Genomic DNA, 14231 nt, shown 5'->3' with positions numbered 1-14231 from the left:
TATATTGTCGCTACAGTGCGCACCATAATCGCCCATAAGGAATCGGCCATGACAGACCAAAGCCAACAGTTCGCCAGCGACAACTATTCCGGTATCTGCCCTGAAGCCTGGGCGGCCATGGAGCAGGCGAACAAGGGCCATCAACGCGCTTATGGTGACGATCAATGGACTGCACGCGCTTCGGATGATTTCCGCCGACTGTTCGAAACCGACTGCGAAGTATTTTTCGCCTTCAACGGCACGGCGGCCAACTCGCTGGCGCTGTCATCGCTGTGCCAGAGTTACCACAGTGTCATCTGTTCGGAAACGGCTCACGTCGAAACCGATGAATGCGGTGCGCCGGAGTTTTTCTCCAACGGCTCCAAACTGCTGACAGCCCGCAGCGCGGGCGGCAAGCTGAACCCGGAATCGATTCGTGAAGTGGCGCTCAAGCGTCAGGACATTCACTACCCCAAGCCGCGCGTCGTGACCCTGACCCAGGCCACCGAGGTAGGTGGCGTCTATCAGCCGGAAGAACTCAAGGCGATCAGCGCGACCTGTAAGGAACTGGGCCTGCATCTGCACATGGACGGCGCGCGTTTCTCCAATGCCTGCGCCTTTCTGGAGGCGTCCCCGGCTGAACTGACTTGGAAGTCGGGCGTTGACGTGTTGTGCTTCGGCGGCACCAAAAACGGTATGGCGGTGGGCGAAGCCATTCTGTTTTTCGACCATGATCTGGCTGAAGACTTCGATTATCGCTGCAAGCAGGCCGGGCAACTGGCGTCGAAAATGCGCTTCCTATCTGCACCGTGGGTCGGCCTGCTGGAAAACGACGCCTGGCTCAAACACGCCCGCCACGCCAACCGCTGTGCGCAACTGCTCGCCGAACTGGTCAAGGACATTCCTGGCGTGGAGCTGATGTTCCCGGTGCAGGCCAATGGCGTGTTCCTGCAACTGTCGGAGCCGGCCATTGCTGCATTGACCGCGCGAGGCTGGCGTTTCTACACCTTCATCGGCAACGGCGGCGCACGTTTCATGTGCTCGTGGGACACCGAAGAAGAGCGCGTGCGTGAACTGGCCGCCGATATCAAGCTGGTGATGCAGGGCTGAAGCGTCTGGCTCAAAGCTTGCAGGTGCAGCTTGGCAATCGTGGGGGGGTAATCTCCCCCTTAACGGCAATCGGCTCAAAAGGCCGCCCGGACTTCACTGACCACCCTCAAGAAGGAGCTTGTCTGCATGTTCGATTTCTCCGCCCGGCTCAAGCAGCATTTCGCTGCCCTGCAGAGTGAAGCGCCATTTTTTTCCGTACGTCACGTGCACCGCACCGGCCAACGCCTGTGCGTGCGCAAGAATGTGGCCGAGCCGCCGTCACTGATCAGCGACGAGGGCGCCATGCTGACCGTGCGCCTGAATGGCGTTGAAGCCTACGCGGCTACCAACGACATCTCCCTCAAGGGTTTGCAGGCTGCCTTGCAGCAGGCCGAAACGCTGGCGCGCCGTCTGGCACCGCATGCGCTGCTGGACCTGAGCGATCAAGCGGTCTCGAGCGCAAAGGCTGACTACCTGTCGCCAAACATGGATCAAGCCTTTCCACCGCTGAGCGATTGCATCGGCCTGCTGATGGCCGAGTCCAGCGCGGTCCCGGCAGACGAACGCCTGGTCAACTGGCAGGCCATACTGGACCTGGAAACCGTCGAGCAAATCTATCTCAACAGCGCGGGCGCGCAATTGCGTCAGGCGCAGCGCTTTGTGTTTCCGGGCATGAGCGTAACGGCCTACGACGGTCGCGACAGCCAGACGCGCACCCTGGGCGGACAAAACTTCGGCCAGCAGGGTGGCATCGAAGTGCTGAGCAGTTGTGGCCTGATCGGGTCTGCCGCCAACGTCGCCGACGAAGCGTTGCAGTTGATCCTCGCCCTCAACACGCCATCAGGCCCACGCGACCTGCTACTGATGCCCGATCAGATGGTCCTGCAGATTCACGAGTCCATCGGCCATCCCCTGGAGCTGGACCGGATTCTCGGTGACGAGCGCAATTACGCAGGCACCAGTTTCGTCAAAACGACTGACTTCGGCACCCTGCAATACGGTTCCAGCCTGCTGAACGTGACCTTCGACCCGGAGATTCCCGAGCAACTGGCCAGCTACGCGCACGATGACGATGGCACGTCAGCCAGCAAGCAGTTCCTGATTCGTGACGGCCTGCTGCAGCGCCCGCTCGGCGGTGCCCTGTCGCAATACCGCAGCGGCCTGGCAGGCGTCGCCAACAGCCGCGCCTCCAGCTGGAACCGTGCCCCCATCGACCGCATGGCCAACCTGAACATCGAACCGGGTGACCAGTCGCTGGACAGTCTGGTCGGTAACATCGAGCACGGCATCCTGATGTCGAGCAATCGCTCCTGGTCCATCGATGACGCACGCAACAAATTCCAGTTCGGCTGCGAGTGGGGCCAGTTGATCGAGAACGGCGAGCTCAAGGGCGTGGTGAAGAACCCCAATTACCGGGCGATCTCCGCGCAATTCTGGAAAAACCTCAGCGCAGTGGGTGATGCCAGCACGTTCAAAGTGCTGGGCACGCCGAACTGCGGCAAGGGCGAACCCAACCAGGTGATCCGTGTAGGCCATGCCTCTCCGGCGTGTGTGTTTGCCAATGTCGATGTGTTTGGAGGAGATGCCTGATGTCGCACCAACAGCAGTTCGAGGCGCTGGTCGCCGTGCTCAAGGCTGCCATCAGCCCAACGGAACACTTCACTCTGGCCTACGACGCCGAGGCGTCTGACTTCATTCGGTTCAACCACGGCCAGGTTCGACAGGCCGGGAGCGTCCAGCAGGTCATTGCAACGTTCAAACTGATTGATGACGGCCGGCATGCCAATCTCGAGCTGACACTGTCCGGCGACGCCGAGACCGACCAGCAGCGCCTTGTCGACGCCCTGCAACAACTGCGCGAAACACTGCCGTCGCTGGCCAAGGATCCCTATCTGTTGCCGAACACCAATGCCTGGCAAAGCAGTAACGTTCAAGATTTGCCGCTGCCGGACAGCGCCCGGGTCGTCGAGCAGATCAGCGAACTGGCAGGCGATCTGGACCTGGTAGGTTTCTATGCGGCAGGCCCGCTTTACCGCGGCTTCGCCAGTTCGTGGGGGGCGCAGGGCTGGCACCAGGCCAACAGCTTCAATTTCGACTGGAGCCTGTTTCACGAAAACGGCCAGGCAGTGAAAGCCAACTACGCGGGTCACGACTGGAGCGACGAAGCCTTCGCGCAGCGTTTTCAGCAAGCCCGCGAACAGCTCGAATTTCTCGGCCGCCCGCTGCATGCGCTCAAGCCCGGACAATACCGCGCGTACCTGGCGCCAGCGGCTCTGGACGAAGTCATCGGCATGCTCACCTGGGGCGGATTTTCCGCGCAGTCGCTGGCCAGTAAACGCAGCCCGTTGCAAAGGCTGTATGACGGCGAGACGCCTTTCAGCCCGTTGGTCAACTTCGACGAAAAAGTCAGCGGTTCGCTTTCACCAGCGTTTTCACGGGAAGGCTACCCGCGCAAGGACCTGAAACTGATCGTCGACGGGCAAGCCCGCGATCGGCTGGTGGATTCGAGCAGCGCTGCCGAATACGACCTGCCTGCCAACGGCGCGGATTATGGCGAAGGCCCAAGCGCGTTGAGCATTGCCGGCGGTTCACTGGAGCTGGATCAGATCCTCGCCAAGCTCGGCACCGGGCTTTACATCAGTAACCTCTGGTACCTGAACTTCTCCGACCGCGCCGCTGCGCGCCTTACCGGAATGACACGCTTCGCGACGTTCTGGGTCGAAGAGGGCAAGATCGTCGCGCCGGTGAGCACCATGCGCTTCGATGACAGCGCCTACAGCCTGCTGGGCAGCGCACTGGAGGACTTGACCAAAGAAAGGGAACTGATTCTCCAATCGAGCACCTACAGTCAGCGCCAGACCGGTTCAATCCAGTTGCCGGGCGCATTGATCAGCCGACTCACCCTCACGCTATAGCAGGAGCCTATGCCGAACTCAGCAGCGCCGATCATGGACGAAAAGACCCTGCGCTGGATGCCCTGGGTCATCGCCATCGCATTCTTCATGCAAAGCCTGGACGGCACGATTCTCAACACCGCCTTGCCGTCCATGGCCCGCTCACTGGCAGAAGACCCGCTGCGCATGCAGTCGGTGGTCATCGCCTACATGCTGACCATTGCGCTGCTGATCCCGGCTTCGGGCTGGATCGCCGACCGGTTCGGGATCAAGCGCATCTTCTTCAGCGCCATCCTGCTGTTCAGTTTCGGATCATTGCTGTGCGCGCTGTCCTGGTCACTGAACGTGCTGGTAGCCGCCCGGGTGATTCAGGGGCTGGGGGGCGCGCTGATGCTGCCTATCGGGCGCCTGATCGTATTGCGCGCCTATCCGCGATCGGAGCTGGTGCGGATCATGGGCTTTATTACCGTGCCGGGCCTTTTGGGTCCGTTGCTGGGCCCGACGCTTGGCGGCTGGATGGTCGAGTACCTGAGCTGGCACTGGATTTTCCTGATCAACATTCCGGTCGGCATCCTCGGTTGCTACGCCGTCAAACACTTCATCCCTGATCTTCCGGGAGGCGGTCGAACGCGGTTTGACGGCGTCGGCTTCATCCTGTTTGGCGCGGCGATGGTATTGATCACCATTGCCCTGGAGGGCCTGGGCGAGTTGCACCTGCCGCACATGCGCGTGGTGCTGTTGCTGTTTGCCGGAATGGGCTGTCTGGCAGCGTATTGGCTGCGTGCCGGGCACATCGAATCGCCATTGTTTGCCCCTTCACTGTTCCGTACCCGGACGTTTGCGGTCGGCATCATGGGCAACCTGTTCGCCCGCCTGGGCAGCGGTGCCCTGCCGTTTCTGGTGCCGTTGCTGCTGCAGGTGGCGCTGGGGTATTCGCCGTCTCAGGCAGGCATGAGCATGTTGCCGCTGGCGGCCGCTGGCATGTTCGCCAAAACCATCGCCCGCTGGCTGATCGAGCGGCTGGGCTACCGCATGATTCTGACCGGCAACACACTGCTGCTGGGTATCCTCCTGGCCAGCCTGGCGTTGGTGGATGTGCAAACCCCATACTGGGTGTTGCTGGTACATCTGGGACTGCTCGGCGCCGTCAACTCCTTGCAATTCACGGCCATGAATACGGTCACCCTGATCGATCTGGACGATGCCAGTGCAGCGAGTGGCAACAGCCTGCTTTCGGTGGTGGCACAGCTGTCGCTGAGTCTTGGCGTGGCAAGCGCAGCAGCCTTGCTCGGGGGGTTCAGCGAAGAAGTTACCACCGGCGAGGTCAGCAGCATGCTGGGGGCATTTCAGCTGACATTCCTGAGTGTCGGGGTGCTGGCCATGTTTGCGGCAGGTATTTTCCTGCAATTGCCGGCAAAGGAGCCCAGGATGGCAAAAGCCTGATTGACAACAGCCCGTAACTGGAGCAAATCTGCAAAGCGAATTCCCCTGGAAAACAGGGGTTTTACCCGAAAAAACAACGAATTTGAGTATCCGACCAGATACATTGAAGAACCTGGACAACCGGCCGACACTTTTATAGCACTAAGCCACTGTGGTCTCTTGTAAGCATGGGCCGCATGATGCAACCTTGCCATACGCGAAAGTGGGGTTTATCCCCGTCGCGACTAGTATTCCGGAAGCGAGTTTGTTCATGAAAAGCCAAACCGATGCTGCCGGTAGATCCGCAGCCGAGGTAGTGACGCAATTGCCAGTGCCTTCGCGCCTGGGCATGCTGCGTTTCGAGCGGCTGAATGAAGCCAATTGGGCGCTATTGTTTCTCGATCCGAATTGCGAAAGGCAGTTCGGGCTGGCAGCTGTTGACCTTTGCGCCTTGATTGGATCCCCTTATGCCAGCCTCATGGAGCCGGAAGCACGTTATCAACTGCACGATGACATCCAGCTGCAACTGGCCTCTTCCCCGAATTACCTGATCCGCTACACCCTTCACAGCCCCAAAGGCCCCCTTGGCCTGCTGGAAATCGGCGAAGCGTACAAACAGCACAACCGGCATCTGTTACGTGGTTACTTTCTGATCGTCGAAGACCTTGTCACGACTGGCGAACCGGTCACGGACTCCGATCTGGAAACCCGCAACCTGCGACTGCAGATTGCCCTGGAACTCAACCAGCGCGCCCAGCGCGACCAGTTTGCCCACCTGGAACGCGTGCGCGCCCAGCAGGACCTGATCCTGCGCCTGACCCGACATCGCTACACCACGGCCAATACCTTGCTCGAAGCGGCAGAGCTGATCACCAAAAGTGCTTGTGATATCTACGATGTCGACCATGTCAGTATCTGGAACCTCAACGACAAACGCCTTGAGCCGATCACCGACTACAGCCGTGAAACCGGCGACTACCAGTCTCGCACGCCGGTGGATATCAGCCCTTACCCCACCTACCTGCAAGCGCTGAATACCAGCCGGGCGATCGACGCCAGCAATATCCAGACTGACCCACGCACCTGCGAAATGGCCAAAAGCCTGAATCCTGGAGAAACCAGAGCGGTTCTCGATGCCAGTATTCGTATCGACGGGCAGGTGATCGGCGTGCTGTGTCTGGAAGAGTCCGGCACGACACGCGAGTGGCAGTCCGACGAGATCGCCTTCGCCGGCGAACTGGCTGACCAGTTTGCGCAGGTCATCAACAACCATAACCGGCGGGCTGCGACCAACGCGCTGCACCTGTTCCAGCGCGCGGTCGAACAAAGCGCCAACGCCTTTCTGCTGGTCAACTGCAATGGCGTGGTCGAGTACGTAAACCCGAGTTTCACAGCGATCACCCAGTACAGCTCGGAGGAAGTCTCCGGGCACAAGTTGTCGGAATTGCCCGCACTGGAAAACCTCAACCAGTTGCTGCTGGAAGCCAACTCCAGCCTGACCAACAGCAACAGCTGGCAGGGCGAGTTCAAAAGCCGGCGCAAGAACCTCGAACCCTACTGGGGCCAGCTGTCGATTTCCAAGGTGTATGGCGACAATCGTGAGCTGACGCACTATATCGGCATCTACGAAGACATCACCCAGAGCAAGCTGGCCCAGCAGCGCATCGAGCGCCTGGCGTACACCGACAACCTCACCAATCTGGGCAACCGTCCGGCCTTTATCCGCAATCTGGACGAACGCTTTGCCCGCGACACCGATACGCCGATGAGCCTGTTGCTGGTCGACATCGATAACTTCAAGCGCATCAACGACAGCCTCGGCCACCAGACCGGTGACAAACTGTTGATCAGCCTGGCGCGGCGCCTGCGCAACACCTTGAGCCCGTCCGATGTATTGGCGCGCTTTGCCAGTAACGAATTTGCCGTACTGATCGACAACACCGATCAGGAAGCCGGACAGGCCACCGCCACACAAGTGCTGGCCACGCTGGACAAGCCGATGTTCGTCGACAATCAGCTGATCAGCGTCACCGGCTCGGTGGGTCTTGCCTGCGCGCCGCTGCACGGTCGTGACCCGCAGACCCTGATGAAAAACGCAGGTCTGGCCCTGCACAAGGCCAAAGCCAACGGCAAACATCAGGTTCAGGTGTTTACCGAAGCATTGAATGCCGAGGCCAGTTACAAGCTGTTCGTGGAAAACAACCTGCGCCGCGCCCTGACCCAGAACGAGCTCGAGGTGTTCTATCAGCCCAAGCTGTGCCTGCTGACGGGTCGTCTGCTGGGCATGGAGGCGCTGTTGCGTTGGAATCATCCTGAAAAAGGCATGATCCGACCGGACCAGTTCATCAGCGTGGCCGAAGAGACCGGTCTGATCATCCCCATCGGCAAATGGGTCGCGCGTCAGTCCTGCCGCATGAGCAAGGACCTGACCGCTGCGGGGTTCGGTAACCTGCAGGTAGCCATCAATGTATCCCCCAAGCAGTTTTCCGACCCGGAGCTGGTGTCATCGATTGCCGCCATCCTCAAAGAAGAAGAGCTTGACCCCTCCCTGCTGGAACTGGAGCTGACCGAGGGCCTGTTGCTGGAAGCGACAGAAGACACCCGCCAGCAACTGGACTCGCTGAAGAAACTCGGCCTGTCACTGGCCATGGATGACTTCGGCACCGGTTACTCGTCGTTCAGTTACCTGAAGAAATTCCCCATCGATGTGATCAAGATCGATCGCAGCTTCATCCGCGATATTCCGGATGATGAAGACGACATGGAAATCACCTCGGCGGTCATCGCGATGGCTCACAACCTCAAGCTCAAAGTGGTTGCCGAAGGCATTGAAACCGCGGCTCAGCTGGCCTTTCTGCGGCGCCATCGCTGCGATGTCGGCCAGGGCTATCTGTTCGACAGACCTATCCCCGGCGAAGAGCTGATCGAGAAGCTGAAGCGCTATCCTCGTCGCCCATCCGCCTGACAACCTTCCCTGCACCCCGCTCTCTCGGGCACACTGTCCGCCTGTTATTGCACGGCAGCACTTGTTTCTGCGTGTAACGGGACCTATGTATGTGTATTGATCATCCGTCCTGGCCCCGCTGCCGATCTCCACACGAGAGGATATGGTTCATGACTTTGCGCTCGGAAATTCTAGTGAACAAAAACGTACTGCCTACCGCCGAACAAGCACTGCCGGGTCGTGAAACGCCAATGGCGCTTCCGGAAACCCACTTCGTCAACGGCAATCCGCTGTTGGGGCCGTTTTCGAGCAATGTCGAATTCGCCATCTTCGGCATGGGTTGCTTCTGGGGCGCAGAACGTCGTCTGTGGCAACAGGACGGTGTGGTGAGCACTGTCGCCGGCTACGCAGGCGGGTTTACTCCGAACCCGACTTACGAAGAAGTCTGCTCCGGGCTGACCGGCCACACCGAAGTGGTACTGGTGGTCTACGAGCCAGCAAAAATCAGCTACGAAGACCTGCTCAAAGTGTTCTGGGAAGTACACAACCCGACTCAAGGCATGCGTCAGGGCAATGACATCGGCACTCAGTACCGTTCGGTGATCTACTGCACCACTCCCGAGCAGCTCGACGCCGCCAAAGCCAGTGCAGAGACCTTCCAGGCGGAACTGAACAAGGCCGGTCTGGGCAGCATCACCACCGAAATCGAGCAGGCACCGACGGTTTACTTTGCCGAAGCCTACCACCAGCAATACCTGGCCAAGAACCCACAGGGCTACTGCGGGCTGGGCGGCACGGGTGTGTGCATGCCGGCTTGAGACACGCCCCTGCCGGGGCGTCAGGAAACGGGCTTCTGCCCGGAGGGCGTAGGAGCGGACTTGTCCGCGATGGGCTGTGAAGCGGCCCCAAAACCGGCCACCTCGGCTGTATCTGGCGCACCGAGGCAAGCGGTTTTGCTGCCGGTTCCCGGCAGATCGCGAACCAGCGAAGCGTTGCACGGTACGCACCTACATGCCCTACACAGTCTTCTGGGCTTGCCAGGATCTGTGTACAACGCTGAGTGCTCCGCATGGGCACGCAGTGATGGATGCAGGCAAGCCTACTCCGCAATTAACCAGTCCATCTTCCAGCCGCCCTGGGTCTGGCCCAGTTTCTGGGCGAGGTACGGCATCAGCTCGCGCAATTCTTCTTCCAGACCCCAAGGCGGGTTGGCGATGGCCAGGCCTGAACCGTTGAGGCTGGCCGGTGTGTCCAGCGGATGGACGAACAGTTCAACGCGCAACAGTTTGGGCGCGCCGGTTTCTGCCAGGTCCTGATAGAAGCGGCGCAGCAGGCGGGTATCCTTGATCGGGTACCAGATTGCCGCCACTGTCTGACGCATGCGCCCGATGGCTTCCTTGAGCGCAACCGCGCAACGCTTCATTTCATCGAGTTGCTCGAATGGCGGGTCGATGAGCATCACGGCACGCTTTTCCGCCACGGGCAGCAAGGCGCGCGGGACATGCCAGCCTTCCCCAAGATGCACCGCCACACGGCGGTCGCCTTTCATGTTCTCCTTGAGCAGACGCCCGTCTTCGGGGTGCTTCTCGTTGAGCAGCACACGCTCGCGCTCGCGGGTCAGGCGGCGGGCCAGCTCCGGCGAACCGGGGTAGTAGCGCAGCTCGCCATCCGGGTTCATGTCGTGCAGCACTTGCAGATAGTCGGACGCCAGCGCAGGCAGGTCCGTGGCGTTCCACAGACGGCCGATACCCTCCAGCCATTCTCCGGTGCGCGTGGCCTGATCGCCTTTGAGGTCGTACAGGCCGAGCCCGGCGTGGGTGTCGAGATAGGCGAACGGCTGCTCCTTGCGCGCCATCAGGGCGATCAGGCGAGTCAGGGTCAGGTGTTTGAAGACGTCGGCGTGGTTGCCGGCATGGTAGGCGTGACGGTAATTCATGGCAGCTCCTGGCAAGCTGCGCAGTTTAGCAAACCTGAGCAATGAACAAGAATTTGTAACGAATTTGCGGGACTGGTCTCTTTCACTTGAAGGAAATTTCCGAGAAACTCCCGGCCCCTTGTGCCTGCCTGTTTCGATCTCTACTCTGCGCCCGTCGCTGCATATTCAGCGGTGAGGATTAGTAGCCCTCGATGTGATTAGGCGCAATGCGCCACCTTGTGCAAGGCGCTTGTTTACGGCCTGCATCTTTATGGTGGCCGTGCGTGGGGCGTCTTCGGATGCACCGGTTCCTAATCACCGGGCTACTACCTGCGTGCGGCCGCCACCTTCGATTAGTAGCCGAAGTGACGACCTTCCAGTTATTGATTAGGAGTCTCACATGCTGAAAATCGTCCCCGATCCGCCCCTCTTCACCGTCAGCGCCAACGTCAGCCAGGAAGACGCCCTGATGCATGCCAGCGACCTGCTGCGCTGCGCCGCCACCAGCGCCTGTGAATTCAGCGACAGCATGACCGGCACCCAGCGCGACATGACGCTTTCGATCATGCACCTGGTGGAAATGGCCAAGGTCATGGTCGACAGAACCATAGACAACCTGCAAACCGAATGACCGCATGAACTGAAAACGACACACTTGTAGCCAATCCTGCCACGCACGACAGGCAGGGGTTGCCCGCAGGCGGTTGTCCTTCCAGAATCGGAACAAGCCCGATCAAAGGAACAGACGTCATGATGCACGCGGATTTGATTGACCAGGAAGACCTGCTCGGCCAGCTCAGAGCCCTGGGCTTCGAAGCCCCCGGCGGCGCAACCGCTGAACAAGCCTGCGCAAACGCCGTCTGCGGCCTCAACGCCGAACGCGCGACCGCCTTGCGACGTCTGGTAGAACAACTTCTGACCGGCAGCGCCACCCTCCTCCCCGCCGTGCGCCAGGCCATCGACCAGCAACTGCTGCCCGCGCTGGCGGCTTATAAGCAGAGTCACAGTGGATCTTAGCCGGTAGGCGCCCTCAAGAACGTCTATCGTACCCATGCTCCGCGTGGGTATGCCGTTCGTGACCCTTTGCGCCACACAGTTTCAGGCGTGCTCAGTACTCAATCCGCACATCGCCCTTCGGCACGCTGCAGCAGGACAGAATGTACCCCTCTGCAACATCTTCGTCGGTAATGCCGCCGTTGTGCTCCATCTCGACTTCACCGCTCAGTTTCATGACCTTGCAGGTTCCGCAGATGCCCATGCCGCAGGCTTTGGGGATCATCAGGCCGAGTTTGGCGGCGGCGGCATGCACGGTTTCGCCCGGCCCGACGCGGATGCTCTTGCCGGTGTCGGTGAACTCCACCTGATGCAGGTCGGCGATGTCGATGTCGGGCGCGTCGGCGGCGATTTCGGCCTGCTCGACGGCATCTGCCCTGGCCTCGGGCGGCGTCGCACCGAACGACTCTTCATGGTATTGCGCCATGTTGAAGCCGTTCTCCTGCAACAGACGCTTGACCGCTGTCATGTACGGCGTCGGTCCGCAACAGAACACCTCACGGTCCATGAAGTCCGGGGCCATCAGCTCGAGCATTTTCTGGTTCAGGTAGCCGCGATAACCGGCCCACGGCTCGCCCAGACCATGCTTTTCACAGACCAGGTGCAGGCTGAAATTGTCGATCCGCGAGGCCATGTGCTCCAGCTCGCGGTGGTAGATGATGTCTTTCGGTGAACGCGCGCTGTGCACGAAGACCATGTCGACGTTGGCGTTGGTGTCGTAGAACCAGCGCGCCATGGACATCACCGGCGTGATGCCGACCCCGCCGCTGAGGTAGAGAATCTTCGGGTTCGGGAAGTCGATCGCGTTGAACAGCCCGACCGGCCCGTGTACCGCCAGCTCCTGTCCTTCAATCAGCGTGTCATGCAGGTAATTGGAAACCTTGCCGCCCGGCACGCGTTTGACGGTGATCGAAAAACTGTAAGGCACCGATGGCGAGCTGGAGATGGTGTAAGAGCGCATGATCGGCAGGCCGTCGATCTCCAGCTCCAGGGTCACGAACTGGCCCGGCTTGAAGAAGAACATGATCGGCTGGTCGGCCATGAAGCAGAACGTGCGCACGTCCCAGGTTTCCTGGATGACTTTGACGACACGTACCAGGTGACGCCCGTTGGCCCATGTCTGGGTCGTGACCGGGCTCAGGAAACTTTGGGACATACTCGATCTCCACGGCCGACTGTCGGCCTCTCATGCTGCGGATTCTGCGTAACGCGCGAGACGGCCATTTACCTATCAACGACATTCACGTACTTACCGCGACCAGCCCCGTGCAACAAGGCCTGTCGCGTCGGGAACGGATGCGGCCATGTCGCCCATGGATAAGGTTCGCTGCGCGCCCGGCTCCACACTCGCCACCAAGGGTCATAAGCATGGTCGACTGATCTATCGTCATGCGTGAAACGCGATCACACCCGTATCAGCCACATTCGCAGGCCGCCCATGCCGCGGTCATGAGGGATTTAATCGATGGACGTCACCGCAACCTTGAGCCTGGGCGATCCGCTGGAACCTGCACGCAAGGCCACTGCCGAGATGCTGCAGAATCGCGAGCGCACGTACTCGCTGCCGCAGCCTTTCTACAGTGATGAGCGACTGTTTGAAATCGACATGCAGGAAATCTTTCACAAGGAGTGGCTGATTGCCGGGATGACGTGCGAAATCCCAACCAAGGGCAATTACCTGACGCTGCAGATCGGCAAGAACCCGATCCTGGTCGTGCGCGGCCCGGACGGTGTCGTCAACGCATTCCACAACGTATGCCGCCATCGCGGCTCGCGCCTGTGCACTGCCGAGAAAGGCAAAGTCGCCAAACTGGTTTGCCATTATCACCAGTGGACCTATGAGCTGGACGGTCGTCTGCTGTATGCGGGCACTGAAATGGGCGACGACTTCGACATGAAGCAGTTCGGCCTCAAGCCGGTGCACGTCAAGACCGCAGGTGGCTACATTTTCATCAGCCTCGCGGAAAACCCGCCTGCCATTGACGAGTTCCTGTCGACGCTGCGGCATTACATGGAACCGTATGACATGGAGAATACCAAGGTGGCCGTGCAAACCACCTTGATGGAAAAGGCCAACTGGAAGCTGGTGCTGGAAAACAACCGCGAGTGCTATCACTGCGGCGGCTCGCACCCTGAATTGCTCAAGACGTTGCTGGAATGGGACGACGTCACCGACCCGCGTGCCGATCAGGCCTTCAAGGATCATGTGGCCGCGTCTGCTGCTGCGTGGGACGCCGAGAAAATCCCGTACGCCCACGCCAGTTTCGGCCTGCGTAACCGTATCGTGCGCATGCCGCTGCTCAAAGGCACCGTGTCGATGACCATGGACGGCAAGGTCGGCTGCAAGAAACTGATGGGCCGCATCCAGAACCCTGACCTGGGCTCGATGCGTATTCTGCATTTGCCGCATTCCTGGAACCACTGCATGGGCGATCACATCATCGTCTTCACGGTGTGGCCGATCAGCGCGCAGGAAACCATGGTGACGACCAAGTGGATTGTCCACAAGGATGCGGTCGAAGGCGTGGATTACGACGTCGAGCGTATGCGCCAGGTCTGGGACGCCACCAATGATCAGGACCGTCGTCTTGCCGAAGAAAACCAGCGCGGCATCAACTCCAGCGCCTATCAACCCGGCCCTTATTCGAAAACCTATGAGTTCGGCGTGGTCAACTTCGTCGACTGGTACAGCTCGCGCATGCTGGAAAACCTTGGCGCAGAACCTGCGCCTTATTTGAAGGGTGTGGCGGTGAATCACGAATAGAGATTGCCCCCGCCAACGCGACCCATCAAGTCAGACTCACTTCATTCACGAAGTGAGTCTGAACTGACCACGCCGACACAAAAACCCTCGCGCCGATACCGTCATTTCTGACAGTTACCCAAAAAAATCTTTCGTGATCAACTCCCGTTGCAGTCAATCCAACGGACGGAG

At 59.8% G+C, this 14231-nt stretch carries 11 protein-coding genes; 9 read left to right on the top strand and 2 right to left on the bottom strand.

The window, feature by feature from the left end; all coding sequences use genetic code 11:
* Positions 1-48: 48 nt before the first annotated feature.
* From AO388_RS03450 to msrA, 6 genes are all read left to right on the top strand, one after another.
* Positions 49-1089 (top strand): threonine aldolase family protein, encoded by a 1041-nt coding sequence (locus tag AO388_RS03450; RefSeq protein WP_058416050.1) that lies wholly within the window; start codon positions 49-51, stop codon positions 1087-1089.
* A gap of 126 nt (positions 1090-1215) precedes the next feature.
* Positions 1216-2658 (top strand): TldD/PmbA family protein, encoded by a 1443-nt coding sequence (locus AO388_RS03445; RefSeq protein ID WP_058416049.1) that lies wholly within the window; start codon positions 1216-1218, stop codon positions 2656-2658.
* The gene (locus AO388_RS03440; protein ID WP_058416048.1) at positions 2658-3983 is read left to right on the top strand and encodes a TldD/PmbA family protein; all 1326 of its coding nucleotides are present in this window, start codon (positions 2658-2660) and stop codon (positions 3981-3983) included. The genes AO388_RS03445 and AO388_RS03440 overlap by 1 nt, the downstream gene beginning before the upstream one ends.
* A gap of 9 nt (positions 3984-3992) precedes the next feature.
* The gene (gene mdtD, locus AO388_RS03435; RefSeq protein ID WP_003372572.1) at positions 3993-5405 is read left to right on the top strand and encodes a multidrug transporter subunit MdtD; all 1413 of its coding nucleotides are present in this window, start codon (positions 3993-3995) and stop codon (positions 5403-5405) included.
* Positions 5406-5655: 250 nt separating this feature from the next.
* The gene (locus tag AO388_RS03430; protein ID WP_003372574.1) at positions 5656-8349 is read left to right on the top strand and encodes a bifunctional diguanylate cyclase/phosphodiesterase; all 2694 of its coding nucleotides are present in this window, start codon (positions 5656-5658) and stop codon (positions 8347-8349) included.
* A 149-nt stretch (positions 8350-8498) separates the two neighbouring features.
* Positions 8499-9146 carry a peptide-methionine (S)-S-oxide reductase MsrA gene (gene msrA / locus AO388_RS03425; protein WP_003432504.1) on the top strand — a complete coding sequence of 216 codons (648 nt, stop codon included), beginning with the start codon at positions 8499-8501 and terminating at the stop codon, positions 9144-9146.
* Between the two features lie 281 nt (positions 9147-9427).
* On the opposite strand, the gene AO388_RS03420 is transcribed toward msrA, so the two are convergent.
* The gene (locus AO388_RS03420) at positions 9428-10264 is read right to left on the bottom strand and encodes a 23S rRNA (adenine(2030)-N(6))-methyltransferase RlmJ (protein WP_003432503.1); all 837 of its coding nucleotides are present in this window, start codon (positions 10262-10264) and stop codon (positions 9428-9430) included.
* A 379-nt stretch (positions 10265-10643) separates the two neighbouring features.
* Here AO388_RS03420 and AO388_RS03415 point away from each other — a divergent pair, with 379 nt between their 5' ends.
* Together AO388_RS03415 and AO388_RS03410 are read left to right on the top strand one after the other, a co-directional pair.
* Complete coding sequence (locus AO388_RS03415; protein WP_003432502.1) at positions 10644-10874, top strand: DUF6124 family protein; 231 nt, start codon at positions 10644-10646, stop codon at positions 10872-10874.
* Between the two features lie 119 nt (positions 10875-10993).
* On the top strand, positions 10994-11260 hold the full coding sequence (locus AO388_RS03410; RefSeq protein ID WP_003393668.1) for a hypothetical protein: 267 nt from the start codon (positions 10994-10996) through the stop codon (positions 11258-11260).
* Between the two features lie 91 nt (positions 11261-11351).
* On the opposite strand, the gene gbcB is transcribed toward AO388_RS03410, so the two are convergent.
* Complete coding sequence (gene gbcB, locus AO388_RS03405) at positions 11352-12452, bottom strand: glycine-betaine demethylase subunit GbcB (RefSeq protein ID WP_003372583.1); 1101 nt, start codon at positions 12450-12452, stop codon at positions 11352-11354.
* A 309-nt stretch (positions 12453-12761) separates the two neighbouring features.
* Here gbcB and gbcA point away from each other — a divergent pair, with 309 nt between their 5' ends.
* Positions 12762-14060 carry a glycine-betaine demethylase subunit GbcA gene (gene gbcA / locus AO388_RS03400; protein WP_003432500.1) on the top strand — a complete coding sequence of 433 codons (1299 nt, stop codon included), beginning with the start codon at positions 12762-12764 and terminating at the stop codon, positions 14058-14060.
* The last annotated feature ends 171 nt before the right edge of the window (positions 14061-14231 follow it).

The organism is Pseudomonas sp. ICMP 10191 (assembly GCF_001467335.1).
GTDB classification, from domain to species: Bacteria; Pseudomonadota; Gammaproteobacteria; order Pseudomonadales; family Pseudomonadaceae; genus Aquipseudomonas; species Aquipseudomonas cerasi.
The sequence above is the reverse complement of the archived record's forward strand: the minus strand, read 5'-3'. Positions and strand labels throughout refer to the sequence as shown.

Coding starts and splice junctions, on each gene's coding strand:
- AO388_RS03445 (WP_058416049.1), top strand. CDS start 1,216: ATGTTCGATTTCTCCGCCCGGCTCAAGCAGCATTTCGCTGCCCTGCAG.
- AO388_RS03420 (WP_003432503.1), bottom strand. CDS start 10,264: ATGAATTACCGTCACGCCTACCATGCCGGCAACCACGCCGACGTCTTC.
- mdtD (WP_003372572.1), top strand. CDS start 3,993: ATGCCGAACTCAGCAGCGCCGATCATGGACGAAAAGACCCTGCGCTGG.
- gbcA (WP_003432500.1), top strand. CDS start 12,762: ATGGACGTCACCGCAACCTTGAGCCTGGGCGATCCGCTGGAACCTGCA.
- AO388_RS03410 (WP_003393668.1), top strand. CDS start 10,994: ATGATGCACGCGGATTTGATTGACCAGGAAGACCTGCTCGGCCAGCTC.
- AO388_RS03415 (WP_003432502.1), top strand. CDS start 10,644: ATGCTGAAAATCGTCCCCGATCCGCCCCTCTTCACCGTCAGCGCCAAC.
- gbcB (WP_003372583.1), bottom strand. CDS start 12,452: ATGTCCCAAAGTTTCCTGAGCCCGGTCACGACCCAGACATGGGCCAAC.
- AO388_RS03430 (WP_003372574.1), top strand. CDS start 5,656: ATGAAAAGCCAAACCGATGCTGCCGGTAGATCCGCAGCCGAGGTAGTG.
- AO388_RS03450 (WP_058416050.1), top strand. CDS start 49: ATGACAGACCAAAGCCAACAGTTCGCCAGCGACAACTATTCCGGTATC.
- msrA (WP_003432504.1), top strand. CDS start 8,499: ATGACTTTGCGCTCGGAAATTCTAGTGAACAAAAACGTACTGCCTACC.
- AO388_RS03440 (WP_058416048.1), top strand. CDS start 2,658: ATGTCGCACCAACAGCAGTTCGAGGCGCTGGTCGCCGTGCTCAAGGCT.